The 24462-nt window shown below is 73.3% G+C and carries 26 protein-coding genes; 12 read left to right on the plus strand and 14 right to left on the minus strand.

Features of this window, described 5'->3' with window-relative positions:
• Window positions 1–2 precede the first annotated feature (2 nt).
• Both BIV28_RS14670 and BIV28_RS14675 read right to left on the minus strand, forming a co-directional pair.
• The gene (locus tag BIV28_RS14670) at window positions 3–857 is read right to left on the minus strand and encodes an SDR family NAD(P)-dependent oxidoreductase (RefSeq protein ID WP_076263047.1); all 855 of its coding nucleotides are present in this window, start codon (window positions 855–857) and stop codon (window positions 3–5) included.
• A gap of 25 nt (window positions 858–882) precedes the next feature.
• Window positions 883–1395, minus strand: coding sequence for a MarR family winged helix-turn-helix transcriptional regulator (locus tag BIV28_RS14675; protein WP_076263049.1), 513 nt, complete (start codon window positions 1393–1395; stop codon window positions 883–885).
• Window positions 1396–1573: 178 nt separating this feature from the next.
• On the opposite strand from BIV28_RS14675, the gene BIV28_RS14680 reads away from it, so the two are divergent.
• Window positions 1574–2869 carry an MFS transporter gene (locus tag BIV28_RS14680; RefSeq protein WP_076263050.1) on the plus strand — a complete coding sequence of 432 codons (1296 nt, stop codon included), beginning with the start codon at window positions 1574–1576 and terminating at the stop codon, window positions 2867–2869.
• On the opposite strand, the gene BIV28_RS14685 is transcribed toward BIV28_RS14680, so the two are convergent.
• The gene (locus BIV28_RS14685) at window positions 2842–3618 is read right to left on the minus strand and encodes a DUF5995 family protein (RefSeq protein WP_083707370.1); all 777 of its coding nucleotides are present in this window, start codon (window positions 3616–3618) and stop codon (window positions 2842–2844) included. The genes BIV28_RS14680 and BIV28_RS14685 overlap by 28 nt on opposite strands.
• Window positions 3619–3775: 157 nt before the next feature.
• On the opposite strand from BIV28_RS14685, the gene BIV28_RS14690 reads away from it, so the two are divergent.
• Window positions 3776–4126, plus strand: a complete 351-nt coding sequence (locus tag BIV28_RS14690) for a hypothetical protein (RefSeq protein ID WP_207556007.1) — start codon at window positions 3776–3778, stop codon at window positions 4124–4126.
• A 57-nt stretch (window positions 4127–4183) separates the two neighbouring features.
• On the opposite strand, the gene BIV28_RS14695 is transcribed toward BIV28_RS14690, so the two are convergent.
• Together BIV28_RS14695 and BIV28_RS14700 are read right to left on the minus strand one after the other, a co-directional pair.
• Window positions 4184–4798 (minus strand): flavin reductase family protein, encoded by a 615-nt coding sequence (locus tag BIV28_RS14695; protein WP_076263054.1) that lies wholly within the window; start codon window positions 4796–4798, stop codon window positions 4184–4186.
• Between the two features lie 35 nt (window positions 4799–4833).
• Window positions 4834–5979 (minus strand): aminotransferase class I/II-fold pyridoxal phosphate-dependent enzyme, encoded by a 1146-nt coding sequence (locus tag BIV28_RS14700; protein WP_083707375.1) that lies wholly within the window; start codon window positions 5977–5979, stop codon window positions 4834–4836.
• 144 nt (window positions 5980–6123) lie between these two features.
• Here BIV28_RS14700 and BIV28_RS14705 point away from each other — a divergent pair, with 144 nt between their 5' ends.
• Window positions 6124–6651 (plus strand): phosphoribosyltransferase, encoded by a 528-nt coding sequence (locus BIV28_RS14705; RefSeq protein WP_076263057.1) that lies wholly within the window; start codon window positions 6124–6126, stop codon window positions 6649–6651.
• 48 nt (window positions 6652–6699) lie between these two features.
• Window positions 6700–7566: an LLM class F420-dependent oxidoreductase gene (locus BIV28_RS14710; RefSeq protein ID WP_076263059.1), complete on the plus strand. Its 867-nt coding sequence runs from the start codon at window positions 6700–6702 to the stop codon at window positions 7564–7566.
• A gap of 18 nt (window positions 7567–7584) precedes the next feature.
• Here BIV28_RS14710 and BIV28_RS14715 read toward each other — a convergent pair whose 3' ends face one another.
• The 3 genes from BIV28_RS14715 to BIV28_RS14725 form a co-directional block, all read right to left on the minus strand.
• On the minus strand, window positions 7585–8424 hold the full coding sequence (locus BIV28_RS14715; protein ID WP_076263060.1) for an alpha/beta fold hydrolase: 840 nt from the start codon (window positions 8422–8424) through the stop codon (window positions 7585–7587).
• Window positions 8425–8487: 63 nt separating this feature from the next.
• Window positions 8488–9261 (minus strand): SDR family NAD(P)-dependent oxidoreductase, encoded by a 774-nt coding sequence (locus tag BIV28_RS14720; RefSeq protein WP_242653064.1) that lies wholly within the window; start codon window positions 9259–9261, stop codon window positions 8488–8490.
• 15 nt (window positions 9262–9276) lie between these two features.
• Window positions 9277–10140, minus strand: a complete 864-nt coding sequence (locus BIV28_RS14725) for an alpha/beta hydrolase (protein ID WP_076263064.1) — start codon at window positions 10138–10140, stop codon at window positions 9277–9279.
• A 210-nt stretch (window positions 10141–10350) separates the two neighbouring features.
• Here BIV28_RS14725 and BIV28_RS14730 point away from each other — a divergent pair, with 210 nt between their 5' ends.
• Window positions 10351–11325 (plus strand): LysR family transcriptional regulator, encoded by a 975-nt coding sequence (locus BIV28_RS14730; protein WP_076263066.1) that lies wholly within the window; start codon window positions 10351–10353, stop codon window positions 11323–11325.
• Here BIV28_RS14730 and BIV28_RS14735 read toward each other — a convergent pair.
• From BIV28_RS14735 to BIV28_RS14745, 3 genes are read right to left on the minus strand one after another with little or no spacing between them, the layout of a single operon-like run.
• A complete protein-coding gene (locus BIV28_RS14735) occupies window positions 11318–12166 on the minus strand; it encodes an ABC transporter permease (RefSeq protein WP_076263067.1) in 849 nt (282 codons plus the stop codon). The genes BIV28_RS14730 and BIV28_RS14735 overlap by 8 nt on opposite strands.
• A complete protein-coding gene (locus BIV28_RS14740; protein ID WP_076263069.1) occupies window positions 12163–14991 on the minus strand; it encodes an alpha/beta fold hydrolase in 2829 nt (942 codons plus the stop codon). Before BIV28_RS14740 ends, BIV28_RS14735 begins: the two co-directional genes overlap by 4 nt.
• A 49-nt stretch (window positions 14992–15040) precedes the next feature.
• Window positions 15041–15613: a TetR/AcrR family transcriptional regulator gene (locus BIV28_RS14745; protein ID WP_076263070.1), complete on the minus strand. Its 573-nt coding sequence runs from the start codon at window positions 15611–15613 to the stop codon at window positions 15041–15043.
• A gap of 93 nt (window positions 15614–15706) precedes the next feature.
• On the opposite strand from BIV28_RS14745, the gene BIV28_RS14750 reads away from it, so the two are divergent.
• Window positions 15707–16384: an NADPH-dependent F420 reductase gene (locus BIV28_RS14750; protein WP_076263072.1), complete on the plus strand. Its 678-nt coding sequence runs from the start codon at window positions 15707–15709 to the stop codon at window positions 16382–16384.
• 16 nt (window positions 16385–16400) lie between these two features.
• Here the strand turns inward: BIV28_RS14750 and BIV28_RS14755 are convergent, their stop codons facing one another.
• Window positions 16401–16700, minus strand: coding sequence for a hypothetical protein (locus BIV28_RS14755; protein ID WP_242653066.1), 300 nt, complete (start codon window positions 16698–16700; stop codon window positions 16401–16403).
• Between the two features lie 44 nt (window positions 16701–16744).
• Between BIV28_RS14755 and tpx the strand changes: the two genes are divergently transcribed.
• Window positions 16745–17236 (plus strand): thiol peroxidase, encoded by a 492-nt coding sequence (gene tpx, locus BIV28_RS14760; RefSeq protein WP_076263074.1) that lies wholly within the window; start codon window positions 16745–16747, stop codon window positions 17234–17236.
• Here the strand turns inward: tpx and BIV28_RS14765 are convergent.
• Complete coding sequence (locus BIV28_RS14765; RefSeq protein ID WP_076263076.1) at window positions 17206–18477, minus strand: MFS transporter; 1272 nt, start codon at window positions 18475–18477, stop codon at window positions 17206–17208. The two genes, tpx and BIV28_RS14765, sit on opposite strands and share 31 nt — an antisense overlap.
• Window positions 18478–18563: 86 nt before the next feature.
• Here BIV28_RS14765 and BIV28_RS14770 point away from each other — a divergent pair, with 86 nt between their 5' ends.
• Window positions 18564–19076: a MarR family winged helix-turn-helix transcriptional regulator gene (locus BIV28_RS14770; protein WP_076263112.1), complete on the plus strand. Its 513-nt coding sequence runs from the start codon at window positions 18564–18566 to the stop codon at window positions 19074–19076.
• 41 nt (window positions 19077–19117) lie between these two features.
• Here BIV28_RS14770 and glpK read toward each other — a convergent pair whose 3' ends face one another.
• Entirely contained in the window at window positions 19118–20644 is a 1527-nt protein-coding gene (gene glpK / locus BIV28_RS14775; RefSeq protein WP_076263078.1) for a glycerol kinase GlpK, read from the minus strand.
• Window positions 20645–20810: 166 nt separating this feature from the next.
• Between glpK and BIV28_RS14780 the strand changes: the two genes are divergently transcribed.
• The 4 genes from BIV28_RS14780 to BIV28_RS14795 all read left to right on the plus strand — a co-directional run bounded on the left by BIV28_RS14780 (window position 20811) and on the right by BIV28_RS14795 (window position 24276).
• On the plus strand, window positions 20811–21770 hold the full coding sequence (locus BIV28_RS14780) for an IS1595 family transposase (protein WP_076263079.1): 960 nt from the start codon (window positions 20811–20813) through the stop codon (window positions 21768–21770).
• A gap of 63 nt (window positions 21771–21833) precedes the next feature.
• Entirely contained in the window at window positions 21834–23336 is a 1503-nt protein-coding gene (locus BIV28_RS20070; RefSeq protein WP_207556008.1) for an HNH endonuclease signature motif containing protein, read from the plus strand.
• A gap of 78 nt (window positions 23337–23414) precedes the next feature.
• Window positions 23415–23897: an HIT family protein gene (locus BIV28_RS14790; RefSeq protein WP_076263083.1), complete on the plus strand. Its 483-nt coding sequence runs from the start codon at window positions 23415–23417 to the stop codon at window positions 23895–23897.
• Window positions 23898–24009: 112 nt separating this feature from the next.
• Entirely contained in the window at window positions 24010–24276 is a 267-nt protein-coding gene (locus BIV28_RS14795) for a twin-arginine translocase TatA/TatE family subunit (protein ID WP_076263085.1), read from the plus strand.
• Window positions 24277–24462: the final 186 nt, after the last annotated feature.

Raw genomic sequence — 24462 nt, forward strand, 5'->3', positions numbered from 1 at the left:
GCCTAGTTTCCGGGCGGGGCTCCGGTCGGGGCCGCCTCGATCCACCCGCGGGTGACGCCGAGCACCCGCGACCCGTCGAGGTCGGCGAGCGAGGCGCCGACGAAGGCCGACGCCCCGGCGGAGGTCTGCCACCGGAAGCGGTACTCCTCCGACAGCACCGCGTCGGCGATGGCGTTCGAGGCCTCGACCGAGCTCTGGGCGGCGGCGAACGCGCCCTCCGTGCGGGCGAGGTAGGCCCGCAGCTGGGGCGCGTACGCGTCGTCGGCGACCTCGGGCCGGGCGACGTTCGCCACGAAGTCGCTGGCGACCGCGGCCGGCTCGACGACCGACACCCGGACGCCGTGGGCGAGGGCGACCGGCGCCAGCGACTGCATGAAGCCCTCGACGGCGAACTTCGCGCCGCAGTACGCGTCGGCGAACGGCTGGCCGACGGCGCCCCCGACGCTCGTCACCGTGAGCACGCGACCCGACCCACGCTCGCGCATGTGCGGCAGGACGAGCTTGGTCAGGGCGACGGGCGCGAGGTAGTTGACCTCGAGCTGGGCCCGGACGTCGTCGAGGCTCAGCTGCTCGGCCGTGGCGACGGCGCCACGACCGGCGTTGTTGAGCAGGACGTCGAGCGCGCCGTGGTCGGCGAGGACGCCCTCGACGCAGCGGCGGGCGGCGTCGTGGTCGGTGACGTCGAGGGGCCGGACGTCGACGGTGACGCCGGCCTCGCCTGCGGCGGTCTCGAGCGCCCCACGGCGACCCGTGTCGCGCATCGTGGCGACGACGGTGAGGCCACGGCGGGCCAGCTCGACGGCGGTGTGCAGACCCATCCCGGACGACGTGCCGGTGACGAGGGCGATCTGGCTCATGCCGCGACGCTACGCCCGCGACGTATTACTCGTCGACGTCGTCGAGGCCCTCGATGACGATCTCGAGCAGCCGGCCGAGCTCGTGCCGCTCGGCAGCGCTGAGGCGCTGGAGCGTGTCGCTCTCGACGACGTTCGACTCGCGCACGGCGGCCCGGAAGAGGGTCCAGCCGTCGGTGGTGAGCGACACGAGGGTGCGGGTGCGGTTGGACTCGTCGGGACGGCGCTGGACGAGGCCGCGCGTCTCCATCTTGTCGAGGCGGTGGGTCATCGAGGACGGCGCGACGTTCGCGAGGTCGGCCAGCTGGCTCGGGGTGAGGCAGGCGTCACCGGCGCGGGCCAGGCCCGCGAGCACCGCCCACTCGCCCTGGGTGAGGTCGAGGTCGGCGAACTGGCGCACGTACCACTGGTCGAGCTTCTTCGTCACGGCGTAGACGCCGGTGATGACGCGCTGCACCGACTCCTCGCCGCCGGCGGCGGTGTAGAGGGCGACGTCGGCCGCATGCTCCTGCGCCGCGGTCCTGCGTCGTCGTGTCGCCATGGAAAGGCATTGTTCCATCCCCCCTGGCTGGTGCTAGAGTTTCGACGTCGAACTTCTAGTTCGAAATATTCGAGTCCGAAGTCGCGTTGTACGCCCTCGTGCGTCCGCGACCGCACGGACCCCCGGGGCACCGCCGCCTGCCCTCGATCCACCGACCCCCCGAAAGGGTGTGAGAACCATGCGTACCCGCCTGCTCGTCCTCGCCTCGTCCGTCGGCATGCTCGGTTGGGGCACGGTGCTGCCCTACCAGTACGCCTACGCCGCGAACACCCGAGGCTGGGGACCCCTCGCGGCGGCGCTGGCCAGCACGCTCTTCTCCGTCGGGGCGCTCGTCGCCGCGCCGTTCGCCGGCCGCCTCAGCGACCGCTTCGACCCGGTCCTCGTCGCCGTGCTCGCCAAGCTGCTCGCGGCCGCCGGCGTCGGCAGCCTCGTCTGGGCCGACACCGCGCCGTCGTTCCTCGTCGGCATGTTCGTCTTCGGCTTCGGCCTCACCGCCGCGACCCCGGCCGCCTCGGTCCTCGTGCTGCGCTGGGCCGGCCACGCCGACCGGCGCAAGGTCTTCGCCTACAAGTTCACGGGCGAGGCCATCGGCATGGCGGTCGGCGCGTTCGTCGCCGGCCAGCTCGTCGACCTGCACCGCACCGACGGCATGACCCTCGCGTTCGTCGCCGCCGGCGTCGGGTTCGCGCTGTCCGCGGCGATCATCCGCGTCGCCGGCATCGGCGCCCCCACGGAGGTCGACACCGACGTCGCACCGGGCGAGGCCGAGACCCGCGTCAGCACCCTCGAGGCGCTCCGACGCGTCTTCGCCGTGCCCGCGCTGCGCTGGGTCGCCGTCGTCACCGTCACCCTCGCGCTCGGCTTCTACGCCCAGTTCGAGTCCGGCCTGCCGGCCTACGCCCTCACCGTGCTCGACGCCGACGAGTCGGCCATCGGCCTCGCGGCCGCGGTCAACTGCATCGTCATCGTGGCGCTCCAGGTCGTCGTCGTGCGCCTGACCGCGAAGCGCGCGGCGGGCTCCCTGCTCATGGTCGTCGGCGGCATTTGGACGCTGTCGTGGGTCGTGCTCTCCAGCGCCCAGCTCGTCGCGCCCGAGGTGGCCTCGGCCCTCTTCGTCACGACGTTCGGCATCTTCGCCGTCGGCGAGACGATGTACGCCCCGGTGCTCAACCCGCTCACCGCGAGCCTGGCCCCGGCCGGCCTCGTCGGCACGACGCTCGGCACGTTCACCGCGATCCAGACGACGTTCTCGGCCCTCGGGCCGCTCGTCGCGGGCGCGCTGCTCGGGCTCGGCCTGGCGAACGGGTTCCTCGCGCTGCACCTGGGCCTGAGCCTGCTCGCCGTGTACGGCGCCTGGCGCCTCCGGGCCGTCATGCGCCGGACGCCGGTGGCGGCCACGGTCGAGTCGCCGGTCGAGTCGCCGGCGGAGGCGTCGGTCGAACCGCCTCAGGTCGTGGCGCCCGCCACGGCCTGAGAGCCGGCGAGCGGCGTCAGCAGCTGCCGGCTCGCCAGGCCCACGGTGCGCGAGAGCGTCGCGAGGTACTGGGTGCGCAGCGGCTCGACACCCTCCAGCGACCAGAGCACACCGGCGTTCGTCCACGCGGCGTCGCGGGCCCGGCCGATGCTCCACGTGCCGACGAGGTCGGCGACGGGTCCGGCAACCCGCTCGTCGACCTCGAGGGCGATCCCGTCGAAGAAGGAACGCCGCACGTCGTCCTGCACCTCGGCGAGCAGGTCGGTGACGCGCTGGTAGTCCTCCTCGAGGCCGGGACTGTCGGGGCGCAGGCCGAGCTGGCGGCACGTGCGCACGACGGCGATCGGCAGGTCGTGGTTGATGTGGGCGTTCATGCCGGCCACGGCGAACTGGATGGCGAGCACGTCAGAGCGCGACCGGGACTCGAAGAGCGGTAGCCACGCGTCGGTCGGCGTGGGGGCCGCGACGGCCTCGAGCCACAGGCCGGCGAAGACGAGGTCGAGCCGCGTCATCGTCGCAGCGTCGCGGAACCACCCCTCGCCGAGGCGGTCGCGCACGAGCTCGGTCACCCGCAGGTACATGCCGCTGAAGGCGCGCACGCCGTCGCCGGCGGGCAGACCGGCGTCGACCTCGCGCATCCGCGCCACGAGCGCGTCGACGGTCGGGAGCTGCCCGGGCGGGACCGGATCGGGTCGGTCGAGGCCGAGGCGGGTGCGCACCGCCCCGAGGACGTCGGAGAACCAGCCCATGTCCGGACGGTAGACCGAACCGGCAGCGGCGTGGCACGGATCAGCGGTGGCGCTCCTCGTCGACGGTCGCGAGGCGGGATTTCGGGACCAACGCCTCTTCCGCTGACATACGGCCCGGCGCGAGGCTGGAGGTGAGATCAGGAAGGAGGTGAAGACGATGTCGCAGCTCCTTGAGAAGCAACAGACGGAGAGCGATCAGCTCCTTCCCCGGTTGTTCCGCAACCGCACGGTCGACTACACGCTGATGGTCCTCGGGGCCCTCGTCGCAGCGTTCGGTGCCTACACCTACTGGGTGCCGTCCGACTGGGTCCTGGCCGGCCTGAGCGCGGCTTGGTACCTCGGTAGCTGGATCGTCGGCGGCGTCCTGCTCACCGCCGGCTTCGGCATGTACGGCGCGAGCATCCGCGACCGCGCCGGCTACTGGACGGCCGGTGCGATCGTGAGCTTCGTGCTCGGCACCCTGTGCCTCGCTGGAGCGGTGGTCGCTGCGGTCCTGCTGATCATCTGACCTCGTGAGAAGAGGTGATGGAGGAGGAGGCCCCCGGACCGGGGGCCTCCGACTGCGTCAGCGGTAGTGCTCCTCGTCGACGGTGGCGAGGCGGGAGGGGCGGAGCTGCCCGCCGAGGCCGTAGAACCGCTGGAAGCTCATGACGAGGGGACGCCACCGGTCGGGGTCGATGCGGTTCGGGTAACCCTCCGAGCGGACCGACGGGTGCACGTGGACTCGGACCACCTGCGCCACGACGAGCGCGTGGTCGGTCTCGTGCACCGACTCGACGCAGGCCTCGAGCGCCACCGGGCACTCGGCCGCAAAGGGCGCGGTGACGACGTCGGAGGTCACGGGCGTCAGGCCGGCGAGCCCGAACTTGTCGCGGCGGTGGCGGTAGCCGGCCGCCGCCTTCCACTCCGAGAGCCGCTCGGCGCCGGTCGTCAGGGCGAGCCGGTCGACGGCGTCGACCTGGTGCTGGCTCGGCAGGTTGATGACCAGCTCGCGGGTGCGCCGGAGGTTGGCCAGGGTGTGGGAGGCGAGCCCGAGCCCGAGCGTCGCGGTGTGGCCGAGCCAGAAGGCCGACGAGAACGGCGCGAGGTTGGCGCTGCCGTCCGCGTTCGTCGTCGACACGAGGACGACAGGGGTGCCGAGGTAGAGGATCGCGGGGTCGATGGTGACGTGGCTGCTCACACCCGGTAGACGCGTCAGGTGCCCGGGATGTGAGCTCAGCGGGCGTGGAAGGCCGCGACCCGGTCGATCGCCTCGCCGACGGCGGTGCTGCCCGCGGCGAAGCTGAGCCGGACCGACCGCTCGCCGGCGCGGTCGTCGAAGTCGACGCCGGGGGTGATGGCGACGCCGGCCTCCTCGAGGAGCGCGGACGCGTAGGCCCGCGAGCCGCCCCACCGGTCCAGCTGCGGGCCGAGGTCGGCCCAGTAGTAGAAGGCGCCGTCGGGCGGCGCGGACTCACCCCAGCCGAGGCGGGTTGCGTTGTCCAGCAGGAGCTTCCGGGTGCGCGCGAACTCGGCGACGGCTTCGTCGCACTCGGCGTACGACTCCTCGGCGAACGCGGAGACCGCCGCGTACTGGGCCGGCGCCGGAGGGCAGAGCGCGACGTTGCCGGCGAGCGCGTCGACGGTCCGGGCGAGGTCGGCGGGCAGCAGCAGCCAGCCGAGGCGCCAGCCGGTCATGCCCCAGTACTTGCTGAACGAGGACACGACGACCGCGGAGTCGTCGAGCTCCCACGCGCAGACCCCGCGCGGGTCCTCGGCACCGGGCTCGGGATAGGTTACGCCTTGGTAGATCTCGTCGCTGACGAGGCGCACCCCGTTGGCGGCACACCAGCCGGTGATGGCGGCGAGCTCGGCGCGGTCGACCATCGTGCCGGTCGGGTTGGCCGGCGAGGCGAGGACGAGCCCCGCGAGCGCGCCCTCCCCCTGCACGGCGTCGAGCAGCTCGGGCGTCGGCTGGTAGCGGGTGTCCGCGCCGCAGTCGATCTCGACGACCTCGCAGCCGAGCGCCCGCAGGATGTTGCGGTAGGCCGGGTAGCCGGGGCGGGCGAGGGCCACCCGGTCACCGGCCTCGAACGCGGCGAGGAACGACAGCACGAACCCGCCCGAGGAGCCGGTCGTCACCGCGACCCGCGCCGGGTCGACGTCGACGCCGTACCAGCGGCCGTAGTGCGCCGCGATCTCGGCCCGCAGCTCGTGCGTGCCGAGGGCCGAGGTGTAGGTCAGGGCGCGGCCCGAGGCATGGATCCGCGCCGCCGCCTCCGACACGAGCGTCGGGGCCCCGCCGGAGGGCTCCCCGGCGCACAACGACACGACGTCTCGGCCCTGCGCGCGCAGCACGGCCACGCGGTCGAGCACGTCCATGACCTCGAACGGCGGCACCTGGGAGCGTCGCGACGGACCGAGCGGGCGGGGAGCGTGGTTCACCCGGCCCAGTCTCCCCCACCGTCCACCCGACGAGACCGGCAGGTAACAAGTCGGTCACACGACCTCGCTACGCTGGTCGCCATGACGCTCGCCTACCACGCCGACTCCTCCACGCTCGCCGACAAGGAGGTGCTGACGTGGGAGGGCTTCGGCCAGGCCTGCCGCGAGCTCGGTGAGCTCGTCGCGTCCTCGAGCTTCCGCCCGGAGATCCTCGTCGCCGTGGCGCGCGGTGGCCTCCTGCCCGGTGGCGGCCTCGCCTACGCCCTCGGCCTCAAGCTGACCGACGCCATCAACGTCGAGTTCTACACCGACGTCGACGAGACCCTCCCCGACCCGGTCCTGCTCGCCCCGCACCTCGACACCGCGAGCCTCAAGGGTCGCCGCATCCTCGTCGTCGACGACGTCGCCGACTCCGGCCGCACCCTGGCCCTCGTCATGGACCTGCTCCACCAGCACGGCGCCGAGGCCCGCAGCGCGGTGCTCTACGGCAAGCCGCGCTCGGAGGTCACGCCCGACTACGTGTGGCGCGTCACCGACCAGTGGATCGTCTTCCCGTGGTCGGCCGAGCCCCCGGTGACCGCCGGCTTCCCCGAGGTCGACCAGGACTGACCGCCCGCTCGGGCCGCACGAGGGTGGTCCGGACGTAGTGTGCGAGGCATGGACCTCGGACTGCACCTCGCCAACTTCACGTGGAGCGGCGGCTCCGCGACGTTCGTCGACGACCTCGTGCGCACGGCGCGCGCCGCGGAGGAGGTCGGCTTCACCAAGCTCTCGGTCATGGACCACGTCTGGCAGATCCGCGGCGTCGGGCCCAAGGAGCACGAGATGCTCGAGGCCTACACGGCCCTGGGCTTCCTCGCCGCCGTGACCGAGCGCGTCGAGCTGCTCGCCTGGGTGACGGCCGCCGTGTACCGCGAGCCGGGGCTGCTGGCCAAGGAGGTCACGACGCTCGACGTGCTCTCGAAGGGCCGGGCGTGGCTCGGCATCGGGGCGGCGTGGAACGAGGAGGAGTGCGTCGGGCTCGGCCTGTCGTTCCCGCCGACGGCCGAGCGCTTCGAGCGCCTCGAGGAGACCCTGCAGATCTGCCTGCAGATGTGGAGCGACAGCACCGAGCCCTACGACGGGAAGCACTACCGCCTCGGCAGCACGCTCAACGTGCCCCAGTCGGTGCAGCGCCCGCACCCGCCGATCCTCATCGGCGGCGGCGGCGAGAAGAAGACGCTGCGGATGGTGGCCCAGTACGCCCAGGCCTGCAACCTCTTCGACTCCCCCGAGCTCGCCCACAAGCTCGACGTCCTGCGCGGGCACTGCGACGCGCTGGGCCGCGACTACGACGAGATCGAGAAGACCGTCATGACCCGGGTCGACCCCGACCCGGCGAAGGTCGACGCGACGCTCGAGCACCTGGCCGGCCTCGCGGCGCTGGGCGTGACCCACGTGCACACGATGGCCGGCGACGGCTCGCGCACCGACTGGCTCGAGGTCTTCGGAGACCGGATCATCCCCGAGGCCAGAAAGCTCTGAGCACCCCGTACGGTCCGGTCAGGACGACTGTGCCGCCTGCTCGACCAGCTTGACGAAGCGGGCGGCGTAGTGGGTGAAGCCGCCGGCGTGGCTCGCGTCGTCGAACGTCACCGTCGTGGCGCCGGCCCGGGCCGCCATGAACCGCTGGAGGGCCGGGTCGATGACGCGGTCGGCACCGGAGACGGCGTACCAGGACGGGATCGAGCGCCACGCCGCCGGGCCCGAGGGCGTGAAGAGGATGCCGAGGCTCGTCGGCTGCTGTGCGGCGTCGAGCGTCGCGGCGAGCTTCGGGTTGAGGTCCTGCGCGAAGTCGTCGCGGAAGAACGCCGTTGCGATGACGGCCCTGCCCGTGGCGTCGACGACGAGGTGCCCGGGCGCGAGGAACGCGGCCGGCGCATACCCGTCGCCGAGCCCGACGATGGTCTCGCCGGCTTCGGGCACGAACGCCGCGGTGTAGACGAGCGCCTGCACGTCGGTGCGGCCGGTGGCCGCGTTCGACACGACGAAGCCGCCGTAGGAGTGGCCGACGACCACCTTGGGGCCGGGGATCGCGTCGAGCGCCGTCGTCACGGCGGCGACGTCGTCGGCCACGCCCGTCAGCGGCAGCCGCACCGCGGTGGTGGCGTAGCCGTCCTTGGCGAGCGACGCGGCGACGGCGTCCCATGCGGACGGCCCGGAGAACGCGCCGTGGACGAGCACGACGGTCGGGCGGGGACCACCGGCCGCGGCCGCGGACGGCGCCGAGGTCGCGGGCGCGCCCGCGAGGACGGCCGCGACGAGGGCGAGGACGAGCGCGGCGAGTGCGGTGAGCACCCGGAACGGGCGGAGGGTGAGCCGGGCGACGGACGTGGTGGACATGCGACCTCCTCGGGTCGTGCTGGTGTGGGTTGCTGATGGGGGGTGCCGGTGCGTCAGGTGGCGTCAGGTGGTGGTGATGAGTCCGCCGTCGATCACGACGTCGGCGCCGGTGATGTTGCCCGCGACGTCGCTCGCGAGGAACGCGATGAGCGCGGCGACCTCCTCGGGCCGGGTGAAGCGCCCGGTGACGGAGTCGGCAGCCGCGGCGGCCGCCACGGCCGACGGGTCGGCCCCCTGCCGGCCCGCGACGGTGTCGGCCACACCGCCGGCACCGAGCCACAGGTCGGTGGCGACCGGGCCCGGGCTCACGGTGTTGACCCTGATCCCGCTGGGCCCCAGCTCCTTCGACAACGACTTGCAGAAGCTTCGCAGCGCCGCCTTGGCCGCGCTGTAGTCGATGACGCCGGGGTCGGCGAGCACGGCGTTGACCGAGCAGGTCGCCACGACCGACCCCCGCCCCTGCGCCAGCATCATCGGCAGCGCGGCTCGGGTCGTGCGGACCGCGGCCATGAGGTTGAGCGTGTACGACCGGAGCCACTGGTCGTCGGTGACGGCCCCGAACCCGTCGAGCCGTGGGGTGACGGCGCCGACGTTGTTGACGAGGACGTCGAGCCGCCCGCGCCCGGCGGCGGCGTCGACGAGGCGCGCCGCTCCATCGGGCTCCCCGAGATCGACGGCGACGAAGTCGACCTCGGCCCACGCCTGGAGCGCGTCGAGCTCCTCGGAGGCATCCCGCGCCCCGGCCACGACGGCCACACCCTCGGCGAGCAGCGCCCTCGTCACCGCGAGGCCGATGCCCTTGCTCGCGCCCGTGACGACGGCGACTTGCCCGGCCATCCGCAGGTCCACGGCTCAGAGCCCCTGGTCCGCGAGCCAGTCGAGCACCGCGTCGGCGACCTCGCGCCAACCGCTGTCGATCGTCAGCGAGTGGCCGCGTCCCTCGAACTGCTTCAGCTCGGTGACCGCCGTCGATGCCCGGTACTGCTTGAGGGTCGAGCGCGTGACGACGTCCGGAACGGTGTGGTCCTCGAGACCCGAGACGAGCAGGAGCGGGCCGCGGTCGGCATTCCCGGTGTCGACGGCGGCCTCCGAGTGCAGCGAGAAGTTGGCCGCGGCCGCCTGGAAGAGCGGCTTGGCCGGCGATGGGATGGTCCACGCGTCGTAGAGCTGCTGCGACTCCTCCTCGCTCACCGCGTTGCCGAACCCGAACCGGAACTCCTTGGCCGTCAGCGACACCGCCTTCGAGCGGTTGGCCGGGTTGCCGAGCGCGGGCAGGCCGGCCCGCAGCTGGGCGAGCGGCAGGGGCAGGACTCCCTTGATCTGGGCCGGGTCGATGGCGACGCCCGCAGCGCCCTTGCCCATGCCGAGCAGCTTCTCGGTGATGAGGCCGCCGAACGAGTGCCCGACGATGACGGGCGGCGTGGGCAGTGCGTCGACGACGGCGGCGACGTGGTTCGTCACGTCGTCGATGCCGACGCCGGCCACGCCCTCGGGGTTCGCGCGCGCCTGCTCGACCGTGTCGGGCTCGTGCGGCCACCCCGGTGCAACCGGGTCGTAGCCCTTCTCGCGGAACAGCTCGACCCACGGCCCCCAGCTCGACGCGTGGAGCCACAGGCCGTGGACGAAGACGACCGGGCGACCACCCGACGCGCCGGCCGGACCCGCTGGACCTGCTGCACCTTCCGCACCTTCCGTACCTGCTGCACCTGCTGTCACGACGACCTCCGAGGGGCGGGCCGAGCCCGCTGGTGGGACCCGGGGCGACGCCCCGGACGGACCCCACGAGGCTGCTCCCCCGACCCGCCCCGCGTCCAAGACCCGTTCGGCGCCGATCGATAACCGCGAGGCATCGCCAGCGGGGCCGCGCGTCAGTACCGTGGGCGAGGGGGCGCGCCGGCCCCCTCACCGCTGTGTGGGGAGGGATGTGTGGACCTCGACCTGCGGCTCGTGCGGTCCTTCGTCGTCGTCGCCGACGAGCTGCACTTCGGCCGGGCCGCCGCCCGCCTCTACGTCAGCCAACCGGCGCTGTCCAAGCAGGTGCGCCGCCTGGAGGAGCAGGTCGGGGCGCCGCTGCTGCACCGCGACAGCCGGCACGTGACGCTGACCGCGCGCGGCGAGCAGTTCCTCGAGGACGCCCGGGTCCTGCTCGCCCTCGCCGACGGGATGACGCAGGCACCGCGGCGCGAGGGCGTCCGGATGGCGCACGTCTTCGAGCTGTCGACGAGCCGCATCGTGGCGGACGCGTTCGGTCGCGCGGAGCCCGACGTGCCCCTGCGCGAGCAGGCGATGGACAGCATCACCCAGCTCGGCGCCCTCGTGGAGGGCAGGCTCGACGTCGCCGTCCTGCGCGTCACCCCGCGCATGCGCGTCGCCCACCCGAGCGGCTGGCGGCACCGACTCCTCCGGCTCGAGCCCCTCGTCCTCGTCGGCCCACCGGACGACGACCGGCACGCACGGGCCACCTTCCACGAGCGTCCCCTCGCGGTCTTCGGTGACCCGCCCGACTCGGGCACGTACAACGCGCACGGCCAGTACCTCACCGCCCTCGAGGCGCGTCTCGGCCTGTCGATGCACTGGCTGGGGACGCCGGGCGCGTTCAGCCACTGCATGGCCCACGTCCTGCGGACGCCCGGCCCGGCGCGCTACCTCGAGTTCCTGTCCTACGCGGAGAAGTACGTGGAGGCGGGCCTGCCGATGTACTGGCCCGAGGGGCTGCAGCCGTACTACCCGTGGTCGGTGGCGTGGCGGGCCGACGACGCCTCGCGGGCCACCGCACGGATGGTCGAGGTGGCCCTCGGGGTGGCCGACGAGCGGGGGTGGCTCGAGCCCGGCGGCCCGGACCGTGCCCAGCCGTGGATGCCCGACGGGGAGCCCGCGTGGGACGAGGCGGGACTCAGCTGAGGATGTCGGCCCGGCGGAAGCGTCGGTAGCCGAGCATCGTGAACGCCACGGCCCACACGAGCGACCACAGCGCGCCGTGGATCACCGCGGTCCACTGCGGGTCGAGGGCGATGATGTCCTGCCAGGCCCGGTTGTAGTGACCGGGGAAGGCGTTGCGCCACGGGTCGAGCGCGTCGATCTGGTCGAGGATGTTGAGCACGATCGTGAAGAGCACGGCGCCACCGACGGCGGCCAGCGGCGCGTCGGAGCGCACCCCGATCCAGAACGCGATCGCGGCCGTCGGCAGGAGCGTCACGAAGACGTAGGCGAGGGCGAGTGCGAGCCGCGGCAGCAGCTGCCCCCACGTCAGCGACTCACCGGTCGGGCTCGTCAGCGGCGCCCAGCCGTAGGCGAGCCCGCCCACGAGCAGCGACCACCCGACGAGCAGCACCGCCGCCGCCACCGTAGAGACCAGCCCGATGACGAGCTTGCTCGTGAGCAGCCGCGACCGGCGCACCGGGGCGATGAGCAGGTAGCGCAGCGAGGACCACGACGCCTCCGCCGGCACGGAGTCGCCGCAGAACAGCGCCGCGACGAGGATGAGCAGCAGCTCGGAGGACGCGAAGAGCGTGAAGAGGGTGAAGTTGGCGGCGCCGTCCTGGGCGAGGTCGATGAACCTGGGTGCGGCGCCCGGACGCGGCGGGTCGCCGAACGCGAACGCGGCCACGAGGATGAGCGGCAGCGCCAGCACGAGCGCGAAGGCCACCTTGGTGCGGCGCCGGCCCCACTGCCGCCCGAGCTCGGCCCGCCACGAGAGCGGGTCGTGCAGCCGCCGGACGGGTTCGACGGTCTCGACGCTCATCGGGCCCTCACCTGCCTCAGTCGGTCGACGAGCGACCCCGACTGGCCGCCCGCGCTGGAGCCGTTGCTCGACGCCGCCGCGGAGATGACGCCGAGGAACACCTCCTCGAGGTGACGCCGGCTGCTGACGCCGACGACGGGCACCCCGGCCTCGACCGCGGCCTGCACGACCGCGGCCCGGTCGAGGTCGGCGACGACGACCAGGCGCGTCGGGGTGTCGACGCGCACCTCGGCGACGCCGGGGGTGGCCTCCAGCGCTGCGGCGAGGTCATGGAGGCGGTGTCGCTCGACGCCGTCCTCGACGTCGACGAGCGTCGTGTCCTGGCTGTCGACGAGGTCGGCGACCGGGCCCTGGGTGACGACGCGTCCGGCGTGCATGACGACGACGTGGGTGCACGTCATCTCCACCTCGGCGAGCAGGTGGCTCGACACGACGACGGTGCGGCCGGTCTCGGCGTAGCGGCGCAGGATCGGGCGCATCGCGGCGATCTGCGGCGGGTCGAGGCCGTTGGTCGGCTCGTCGAGCACGAGCAGCTCGGGCAGGCCGAGCATGGCCTGGGCGATGCCGAGCCGCTGCTTCATGCCGTGGCTGTAGGACTTGACCGGCCGGTCGACGGCACCGCCGAGGGCCGCGACGTCGAGGGCCTCGTCGAGGTGGGCGTCCTCGGGCGGCCGGCCGGTGGCGCGCCAGTACGCCTCGAGGTTCTGCCGCCCGGTGAGGTGCGGCAGGAACCCCGGCCCTTCGATGAGCGCACCGACCCGGCCGAGCACGTCCGACCCGGCGCTCACCGGCTGGCCGAGCACGTGCACGCTGCCGGCGTCGGAGGAGATGAGGCCCATGACCATGCGCATCGTCGTCGTCTTGCCGGCGCCGTTGGGGCCGAGCAGGCCCACGACCTGGCCGCGCTCGGCCCGCCACGACACGTCGTCGACGGCGCGGTGCCCGTCGGCGTAGGTCTTGACGAGACCGTCGACGACGAGCGGCACGTCGGCGAGGTCGGGCCGCGGGGCCACGTGCGCGCGGCGGCGCCGACCCACGAGCCAGCCGCCGAGGGCGAGCAGGAGAAGGGCCACGAGCACCGACGCTGCGACGCGGGTCTCGGTGTCGACGCCGGTGCCCGAGCCGCCGGCGGGGGCGCCCGTCGCGACGGGGACGACGAGACCGCCATCGGCGCGCACCGTGACGGTGGCCGGCGTCCGGTCGTTCGAGAACGTCGACTCGGTCGTCGTCAGCAGCACCCGCCACTGGCTCCCGGCCGGCATCGGGTAGGTGGCGGCGGGCAGTGAGAGGGTGACCGGCGTCGGGCGGCCGGGCGTCACGGTGACCCACAGGGGCGCGACGAGCGCGTGCGGCAGCGTCGCCTGGCCACCGCTGACGCGCCAGAGCGAGGCGAACAGCGTGACGGTCGGCCGGTCGGAGGTCACGGTGAGCCGCAGCGTCGGCGAGCCGACGGCGGTCGTTCCGGTGGCCACTGGCTCGGTGTCGAGTGCCGTGGACTGCCCGGGCAGCGCGGCGATCTGGTAGGTCGAGAGCGTCACGCCGAGCGCTGCGAGGCCGGGCACGGCGATGAGCGAGGCTGGTTGGCCGCCCGGCGGGTGCGCGAGCACGCCGGTCGTCGTGCGCAGCGGCAGGGTCGTCGTCGCCAACGTCGATCCGCCGAGGCCCGGGTAGTGCGGCAGAGTGAAGAGCTGCGACGCCTGGCCCCGACGCGCTGCAGGCGTCGAGTAGGTGAAAGCCGCTGTGGGCAGGGCTGATTCGCGCGGCGCCTTGTCGCGCACCCAGTGGTCGAGCCACGCGTAGGACGCGTCGGTCTCCTCGCGCTCGCGGCTGCTCGGGGCGTCGTGGCCGCCGTCGCTCCAGCGCACTGCGTAGGGCGTGCCCGACGCGTCGAGGGCCGCGGCCGTGGCGTCGGCCTGGTCGAGGCCGAAGAGCGAGTCGGCCTGCCCCTGCACGAGGAACGTCGGGGCCTTGACGTTCGCCATCGTGGCGCGCGGGCTGTGGGCGCGGAGCAGCTCGAGCAGCTGCGGGGAGGGGGTGCCCGACGCCGACGCCTGGACGAAGAGGCGGCAGATCGTCGGGTCGAAGCGGCCACACTCGGAGGCCGCCTTCGGAGTGGCACCGCGACGGGCGCCGAGGAAGAAGTTCGAGGCCCACACCTGCTTGAACGGGCCCGGCTCGGCGACGGGCGCGCGGCCGGCCGCCGTGGTGGGTGGACGCGTCAGGGCCGACTGCGGGAAGAACGCCTGGGCGAGGTCGTTCCACGTGATCGCGGCGACGACGCCGTCGACGCGCGGGTCGGCGCCGGCGAGCAGCAGCGCGAGCGCCCCGCCGTAGGAGGCGCCCATGACGCCGGCCCGCGGGTCGCCCGACGCGTCGAGCTCGACGTCGGGACGCGCGGCCGCGAGGTCGAGCATCGCGCGGGCGTCGGCGACCTCGTACTGCGGGTCGTCGAGGTGGATCCGGCCGCCCGAGGCCCCGTGGCCGCGGGCGCTCCAGGTGACCACGACGTAGCCCCGATCCTGCAGCTCGACCGCCTGGGTGGCCACGGAGTCCTTGCTGCCGCCGAAGCCGTGGGCGAGGAGCACGACGGGGTGCCGGCCGGAGGCCTGCGGGTAGACGGAGACGTCGAGGCGCACCGGGGTGCCGTCGGGCTCGGGGCGCACCGACACCTGTTGGGCGATGGGCGCGGGGGCCACTGCGGGGGCCACTGCGGGGGCCACGGCGGGACGCACGAGCGCCGTCGACGCGTGGGCGACGGGCAGCGTCGGGAGGCCCGCGGCGAGCACCACCCCGAGCGCGGCGACGAGTCGGGCCCGGACCGGCATGGGGCCATCACATCACGACCGGCGGCACCTCACCCCGGCAGGACGCGCGTCAGGCCGCGGCGGGCACGGCCAGCGCGACGAGCGCCGCCGCGGTGCGGCGCGCGGAGGCCGCGACCTCGGGGTCGGCCGAGAGCGCCCCGTCGGCGAGGCCGCCGTCGAGCAGAAGGGCGAGCGACCGTGCCAGGGCGTCGGGGTCCGGGGCGCCGGCGTCGACGGCGAGGCCGCGGATCCAGGCGAGGACGGCCTGCTTGTGCGCCACGGTGCGGTCGTGCACGGGGGTGCCGGGCTGCGACTCGGCCGCCGCGTTGATGAAGGCGCAGCCGCGGTAGTTCTCGCGCCGGCACGCCGACCCGAGGGCGTCGAACAGCCCGACGAGCTGCTCGGCCGGGGCGTCGCCCGCGGCTTCGGCGGCGGCCTTCAGCTGGCCGGTCCAGATGCCGTCGACCTTGTCGAGGTAGGCGAGGACGAGCTCGTCCTTGGCCGGGAAGTGCTTGTAGAAGGTCGCCTTGGCCACGCCGGACTCGCCGATGATGAGGTCGACGCCGACCGCCCGGATCCCCCGGGCGTAGAAGAGGGCGAAGGCGGTCTCGAGGATCCGGTCACGGGCAGCGGTCGGAGGCACCCCTTGATCATAGACAGACCTGTCTGTTAGTGTCCACGACTGCACCTAGACAGACCTGTCTACCTACGTACGTCCCACTCCGGAGGACACCTCATGGACATCGCAGTTCTCGGCACCGGCATGGTCGGCCAGGCCCTCGCCGGCGCGCTCTCGCGCCTCGGCCACACCGTCGCCGTCGGCACCCGCGACCCGCAGGAGACCCTCGCCCGCACCGAGCCCGACGGCATGGGCAACCCACCCTTCTCGGCCTGGCAGGCCGAGCACCCCGACGTCGCCCTGGCGACCTTCGCCGACGCGGCCGCGGGCGCCGAGCTCGTCGTGCTGGCCGGCAACGGCTCCGCCGCCCTCGACATGCTCACGGCCGCCGGCGCCGACCACCTCGCGGGCACGGTCGTGCTCGACATCTCCAACCCGCTCGACTTCTCGGCCGGCTTCCCGCCCAGCCTCTTCGTCAAGGACACCGACTCGCTCGGCGAGCAGCTCCAGCGCGCCTTCCCCGAGGCCCGCGTCGTCAAGGCGCTCAACACCCTGACCGCCGCACTCATGGTCGAGCCGAAGCTCCTCGGCGAGAGCACGACCGTCTTCGTGTCGGGGGACGACGCCGCCGCCAAGGCCACCGTGACCGAGCTGCTCACCGCGTTCGGTCACGACGACGTCATCGACCTCGGCGGCATCGAGACCGCGCGCGGCACCGAGATGTTCCTGCCGCTCTGGCTGCGCACCATGGGCGCGCTCGGCACCGGCACGTTCAACATCAAGGTCGTGCGCTGAGGGGGCTGCCCGGTCGTCAGCCGGCCTGCTCGAGACGCCTCTCCAGACGCTTCTCGAGCAGGTACGCGGCGACGCCGCACACGACGAGCACCATGACGGGCGGCACGTAGCGCATCGCGCCCTCGAGCTTCAACCAGTCGTAGGGAGCGGTCGCGAACGCGAAGAGGTCGAGCTCGAGGACGTACCGCACGATCGGCAGCAGCCCGAAGACGAGCCCGATGATGCCGATGCAGTTGATGAGGAACCGGGTGCCGCCGCCGGCGGGCACCTCGGGCGCACGCCCGGTGGGGCGCTCGGGCGGACGCGTCGGACTCATGGCCCACAACCTACGCGCCCGGCCGCGAGTGCTAGAAACACGGCATGGCCACCACCGCACTCGGAGACACCCCCGTCCACACCGTCGGCGACCTGCCCGCCGTCGGCAGCCCGGCACCCGCCTTCACCCTGACCGGCCCCGACCTCGCCGACGTCGAGCTGCCGCAGGGTCGCCGCGTCGTGCTCAACATCTTCCCGAGCATCGACACGAAGACCTGCGCGACGAGCGTCCGCCGCTTCAACGAGCTCGCGGCGGGCCTGGAGAACACGACCGTCATCTGCGTCTCGGCTGACCTGCCGTTCGCGCTGCGCCGGTTCTGCGGCGCCGAGGGCATCGAGGACGTCGTGACGGCCTCGACGTTCCGCTCGAGCTTCGGGCAGGACTACGGCGTGACGATGGCCGACGGCGGGATGCGCGGCCTGCTCGCGCGCACCGTCGTCGTCATCGACGCGTCGGGCACCGTCACGCACGTCGAGGTCGTTCCGAGCATCGGCCAGGAACCCGACTACGACGCCGCGATCGCCGCGCTCGACTGAGCCTCGCCCACCCCGGGCGCCGGGGCGGCGGAGGGAGCGGCGCCGCCCCGGACGAAGTCCCGCACACCGCGCACGAGCACCGGCCAGCAGCCCGCGACGAGCATCCAGACGGCGACCCCGGCCATGACGGCACCGGTCGGGAACCGGTCGCTGATCGGGCCGACGAGCAGGTTGCCGAGCGGGATCGCGCTGAACGAGATGAGGATGTCCCACGACGCGACCCGCGCGAGGCGGTCGTGGGGCACGCCGTCCTGGAGCGCGGTGTCCCAGCCCACGGCGAAGAACATGAGCCCGGCGTTGGCCACGAGTCCGCAGACGAGGATGCCCGCGAGGCTGCCTGGCCACGCGAAGGCGAGCGGGAAGAGCGGGAACAGCCCGAGCGCAACGAAGGCCCACAGGAGCATCCGGCGCGGTTGCAGGCGCATCGCGAGCAGCCCGCCGACGATGCCGCCGACCCCCTGCGCCGCGACGACGAGGCCGAGCGCCTTCGCCCCGCCGAGGTCGCGGACCGCCGTGACCTCGACGAGGACGACGAGCACGCCCGTGGCGACGTGGAACATCCCCGCCGAGACGAGGCCGGTCCAGAGCCAGTCGTGACGCCGGATCTCGGCCAGGCCCTCGACGATCTCGGCGCGCACCGACGTCCGCTCGGTGCGCCGCCCGGCCCGGGCCCGCACGAGGGCGACGCTGACGGCCGACCACACGAACGTCGCCGCGTTGGTCGCGAACCCGGCGACCGACCCGGCGTGGGCCACGACGAGACCCGCGAGCAGCGGGCCGGCGATCTGCGCCGCGGACTGCAGGAAGCTGATGGCGGCGTTGGCGTCCTGGCGCCGCTCCGCCGCGACGACGAGCGGGCGCAGCGACACGAAGGCCGGGAAGAAGAAGGCCCCGGCGCCCGAGGTGACGGCCGCGAGGCTTGCGAGCAGGGCGAGCGGCGGGTCGCCGAGCAGGAAGGCCACCGCCGTCGCGGCCGCGCTCGCGGCGCGCACGAGGTCGGCGACGACCATGATGCGGTGCGGCGCGAGGCGGTCGGCCCACACCCCGCCGAGCAGGGTGCAGAGCAGCCGGGCCCCCATGGCCGACGCGGCGATGACGCCGAGCTCGGCGGCGCCCCCGCCGGCCAGGACGATGGCCACCGACAGCGCGATCGGGTGGAACGCGTCGCCGACCCAGGAGAGGGCCTGGCCCGTGACGAGGAGGCGGAAGTCGCGCACGGAGGTGAGCTCGCGGATGGACATGGGTCGAGATTAGTTAAACATCTGACTATCTGTCAACGAACTGTCAGGCGGTGCCCGCCGACGCCCGGATCTGCGACACTGGCGCCATGGCGAAGGCACCCCGGCACGCGCAGGACTCGGTCGACCGGCACGTCGCCCGGTGGACCGGCCTCCTCGACGGGATGGACCCGGAGGTCGAGGGCGCCATCACCCGGATGCAGGCCATCACCAAGCGGATCCGCGCCGACGACCACGCCGCCTACGCCGACAGCGACGACACCATCGAGGACTACTGGACCCTCCACGCCCTGCTCATCCAGCCCTACCCCGAGGAGGCGACACCGGCCCAGCTCGCCGACGCCTGCGGCATCACGCGCGCGGCGATGACCTCCCGCATCGAGCGGCTCGTCCAGCGTGGGCACGTGACGCGCGAGGTCGACCCGGTGGACCGTCGCCGCCTCCTGGTGCGCCCCACCCCGTCGGGACGCGCCTTGTGGGAGAAGGGGATCGAGGCTGGGTTGGCTCGCGAGAAGGCCGCCTTCTCGGCACTCGACGCCGGCGAGCTGAGGTCGCTCAACACGCTGCTGCGCAAGGTGGTCCTGCACCTCGAGGGCGGCTGAGGCCCGCCCGGCCCACTCGGGCGACCCGGCCGGCGCCGGCGTCAGCGGGTGTCGTCGTCGACCCAGTCGAGGGTGCGCTGCACGGCCTTGGTCCACTGGCGGTAGAGGCGGTCGCGCTCGGCGTCGTCCATCTGCGGCGTCCACCTCCGCCCCTCGCGCCAGTTCTCGCGGATCTCGTCGGTCGACTCCCAGTAGCCGACGGCCAGGCCCGCGGCGTAGGCCGCGCCGAGCGCCGTGGTCTCGGCCACCTCGGGCCGCACGACGTCGACGCCGAGCAGGTCGGCCTGGAACTGCATCAGAGTGTCGTTGACGACCATGCCGCCGTCGACCTTGAGCTCGGTGAGCGGCACGCCCGAGTCGGCGTTCATCGCGTCGAGCACCTCACGCGTCTGGAAAGCCGTGGCCTCCAAGGCCGCTCGCGCGATGTGACCCTTGTTGACGTAGCGCGTCAGCCCGACGAGCGCGCCGCGCGCGTCGGGGCGCCAGTGCGGCGCGAAGAGGCCGGAGAACGCGGGCACGAAGTACGCCCCGCCGTTGTCCTCGACGCTCGCGGCGAGCGTCTCGACCTCCTTGGCGTCCTTGATGATCCCGAGGTTGTCGCGCAGCCACTGCACGAGCGACCCGGTGACGGCGATGGAACCCTCGAGGGCGTAGACGGGCGGGGCGTCACCGAGGCGGTAGCAGACGGTCGTCAGCAGGCCGTTCTCGGAGGCGACGATGTCCTCGCCGGTGTTGAGCAGCATGAAGTTGCCGGTGCCGTACGTGTTCTTGGCCGTGCCCACCTCGAGGCAGGCCTGGCCGAACGTCGCAGCCTGCTGGTCGCCGAGGATGCCGGCGACGGGCACGTCGATGAGGATGCCCGGCTTGCAGGTGCCGTAGACCTCCGACGACGAGCGGATCTCGGGGAGCATCGCGCGCGGGACGCCCATTGCGGCACAAAGGTCCTCGTCCCAGGCGAGCGTGCGCAGGTCCATGAGCAGCGTGCGCGACGCGTTGGTGACGTCGGTGACGTGGATGCCACCGTCGGTCGCGCCGCCCGTGAGGTTCCACAGCAGCCAGGTGTCGATGGTGCCGGCGAGCAGCTCGCCGGCCTCGGCCCGCTCGCGCGCGCCCTCGACGTGGTCGAGGATCCAGCGCACCTTGGGGCCGGCGAAGTAGGTGGCGAGCGGCAGGCCGGTGACCTCGCGCCACCTCTCGGCGCCGTCGGCCGCGGCGAGCTCGTCGCAGATCGCCTGGGTGCGGGTGTCCTGCCAGACGATCGCGTGGTGGACGGGCTCGCCGGTGACCCGGTCCCAGACGACCGCCGTCTCGCGCTGGTTGGTGATGCCCACCGCGGCGACGTGCGTGGCGTTGAGGTTGGCCTTGCCGAGCGCCCCGCCGACGACCTGACGCGTGTTGGCCCAGATCTCCGACGCGTCGTGCTCGACCCAGCCGGCGCGCGGGAAGACCTGCTCGTGCTCCAGCTGGTCGACGGCCACGACACGGCCCCCGCGGTCGAACACCATGGCGCGGGTGCTCGTGGTGCCCTGGTCGATGGCGACGACGTGGCTGCGCTGCTCGGTCGGCATGAGCCCGACCGTACCGTGCCTGCATGCCGTGCTGACGGGTTCTGCCATCGCGCCTGTGGACAGGCCTGCGACACAAGGACTTCCGTGTCCACAGGCCCGATCACACTCTTGATGTTTATTCGAACACCTGTTCTGCATATCTGCTTGGGTGAAGTAGCATCTGTGGATGACCGCGAATCCGGTTCGGGGCGTGGACTACCCGGCGACCTACCAGCAGCTGCTGGAGTGGTTCCCGGACAACCAGTCGTGCCTGGACTACCTCGCGGGACTGCGGTGGCCGGACGGGTTCGTCTGCCCCAGGTGCGAGGCGCGGGAGTGCTGGCGGACCGGCGCGGGGTTGTGGATGTGCCGCTCGTGCGGCCGGCGCACGTCGGTCACGGCCGGGACGATCTTCGACCGGACGCGCACGCCGCTGTCGACCTGGTTCGCGGCGATCTGGTTCGTGACCTCGCAGAAGAACGGCATGTCAGCGCTCGGGCTGCAACGCGTGCTGGGCTTCGGTTCGTATGAGACCGCCTGGGCGTGGATGCACAAGCTGCGCCGCGCGATGGTCCGGCCCGAACGGGACAAGCTGTCCGGGATCGTCGAGCTCGACGAGACCCTGGTCGGCGGCGTCACACCCGGCAGGTTCGGCGGCGCCAGCGACAAGGTCGCGGTCATGATCGCCATAGAACACAACGAGACCCGGCGCCTCGGCCGGGTCCGGCTCGCGGTCGCCGACCGTCCCGCCACAACCGCGCTGGTCGACTTCGCGACCGCCGTCATCGAACCCGGGTCCACGATCCGCACCGACGGCGCCCGCTCCCTACGCCGGCTCGCCGACCTCGGCTACCACCACGAGTTCACCCTCGGCTACAGCGCCCCGGACAAGGCCAGCGTGCTGCCCGGCGTGCACCTGGTCGCCTCGCTGCTCAAGCGATGGCTGATCGGCACCCTGCACTTCCGCGTCGAGCAGCAGCACCTGCCCTACTACCTGGACGAGTACACCTTCCGGTTCAACCGCCGCAACGCCAAGTCCCGCGGCCTGCTCTTCTACCGCCTCCTCGAGCAGGCCGTCGACACCGACCCGCACCCGCTCAAGGACCTGCTCAAGCCCTCGCACATCGACGTACCGGACTTCACCTAAGCAGATATGCAGAACACCTGTTCTAATTGAGGTAGGAGACCACCTGGTGAGAGGAGAGCGGCGATGCCCTATCTCGACGCGCAGCCCTCTCCCCCCGCGCCCGGTGGACTCGCCCGCATCCGGCGCATCTTCGCGGCCGACCGGGAGCGCCGTGAGGCGAGCGTCGTGGCGGCTCCGGGTGGGTTCCGTGATGTGCGGCTCGATGCGGCCGGTGACCGGGTGCTGGCCCAGGTCGAGGGGTTGGAGTGGGCCAAGGCCCGACTGGAGGCGCGGCTGCTGGAGGCCTACGCGGCTCTGCACACGATCCAGGAGCAGCAGCTGGCGCGGCTGGCCACCGCCGCGCCGGTGCCCGTGAGTGCCGACCGGGTCGTGGCGGCCGAGATCGCGTGCGCCACCGGGGTCGGGGAGGCCGAGGTGTCCCGCCGGCTCGAGCTGGCCCTGGCGACACGGCGGCACCGGGTCCTGCTCGAAGCGCTGCGCCACGGTCGGGTCAGCCTGTACCGGGCCCTGACCGTCGTGGCCGAGGCCCGCGCCCTGCCGGACGACGCCCTGCCAGCCCTCGAGGCCGTGGCGCTGGCACCCGCGCCGGACGGGTCGGTCGCCTCGCAGCGGCTGTTCCGGGCCCGGCTGCGCCGCTGTGTGACCGCCGCCGACCATCGCGGCACCGACGAGCGCCACATCACTGCCAGGCGCCGCCGGGGCGTGTTCGGGCGCCTGGTCGAGGACGGGATGGGCGTCCTCACCGTCACCGCTTCGGCCGAACGGGTCGTCGGCGTGCTGGACCGCGTCGAGGCCCTGGCCCGCGCGGCCCGGGCCGCCGGCGACGAGCGGACTCTGGACCAGCTGCGCAGCGACCTGCTCACCGACCTCGCGCTCTTCGGCACCACGCCCGATGGCCCCACCGCCACCGCGCCCGCCGGGGTGGTGCGCATCGTCGTCCCGTTCGAGGTCGCCGCCGGGGTCTCCGACGCGGCGTGCGAGCTGCCCGGGCACGGCTGGGTCACCGCCGCCCACGCCCGCCAGATCATGACCGCGCCCGGGTCGACCTGGCAGCGTCTGGCCGTCGACCTCGACACCGGCACCGCCCTGCAGCTCTCCACCGACCGCTACACCCCGACCCGGGCCATGGTCGAGCACGTCCGCGCCCTCGACGGCGTCTGCCGCGCCCCCGGCTGCACCGTCCCCGCCGAGCGCTGCGACCTCGACCACATCACCCCCTGGCCCGCCGGCCCCACCGACGTGGACAACCTGCAGTCCCTGTCCCGCGGCTGCCACCACCCCAAGACCGCCCGAGCCTGGACCGCCCACCGTCCCGAAGGCCCAGACCACACCAGCCCGAGCGGCCCTGGCCCCGTCGGCGTCGGCGGCGCCGTGCACTGGACCACCTTGGCCGGGCGCGACTACGTCACCCACCCCAGGAACTGGCGCGAAGCCCTCACCGACCCGGGCGCCGACCCACCCGAGGCCGTCCCGGTCTACCCGCCGCCCGAACCAGTCCCGGATCCAGATCCGGAGCCAGATCCGGAGCCAGATCCAAATCCGGCACCGGAGCCGCCGCCCTTCTGACAGCCGGCTCCGACAGGGAACGCTGACAGGAATCGTCGGGCGGGTGAGACGCCACCCGCACGTGCCAGACTCCCGGGCGTGCGCGCCATCTCCCACGAGCCCCCGGACTACTCGTGTCCGTTCTGCCGGCTGCAACGCGGCGAGGTCAACGAGCACAACCAGCCCTCCGACGTCGTCGCCGTCACCGACCGTGCGTTCGCGCGGGTCGCGCCGAAGTGGTGGCCCGGCAACCCGGGTGCGGTACTCGTGGTGCCTCGCGCCCACGTCGAGAACCTCTACGCGATCTCGCCCGAGGACGGCCACGCGGTCTGGGACCTGACCCAGCGCGTCGCCGTCGCGATGAGGGACACCTACGGCTGCGACGGGACCTCGACCCGGCAGCACAACGAGCCGGCCGGCAACCAGGACGTCTGGCACCTGCACGTCCACGTGTTCCCGCGCTTCACCGACGACCGGCTGTACCAGCGTCACGAGGAGCCCCGCTGGGTCACGGCGTCCGAACGCGCCGAGCACGCCGACCGGCTGCGGGCGGCCCTGGCGCTGCCCGTGACCTTCGCCTGACGGGTCACAGCGACTCCCTCGCCCGCCCACAGGCCACGTCCAGACTCCGGTTCTAGCCTGCCGCTGAGCGGCCCGCGGCACGGTGCCCGGCCGCCGTCGAGGGGAGGACGCCATGGCCGATCTGGGATGGCCCGAGATGCTCATCATCGCCATCGCCGCGATGGTCCTCTTCGGCTGGAAGCGGCTGCCGGACGCCTCGCGCAGCCTGGGCCGCTCGATCCGCGTCTTCCGCTCCGAGATCGCCGGGATGCGCACCGACGCCGAGGGCACGACGAACCCCACCGCGGTGCCCCCGACCACCGTGGCCCCGTCCGACCTCGACGCCCCGGCGCCGGTCACGACGACCGAGGTCGCGGGCACGCCCCGGCAGCCCGACTGACCGAGAGCGCCAGACTGTCCGGGTGACGCACACCTGGCGCGGCAACGGTCGTGGCCACCGGTGACCTGCGGTTGTTCGACGTGGCGGACCCGCCGCTGCTGCCCGACTCGAGGGCAGGGTGGACGACCCGGCCGGGCGCGGCGCGTGACGGTTAGGGTGGGTGCGGGCCCGTCCGACTCGAAGGGG

The organism is Intrasporangium flavum (assembly GCF_001956915.1).
GTDB lineage: Bacteria > Actinomycetota > Actinomycetes > Actinomycetales > Dermatophilaceae > Monashia > Monashia flava.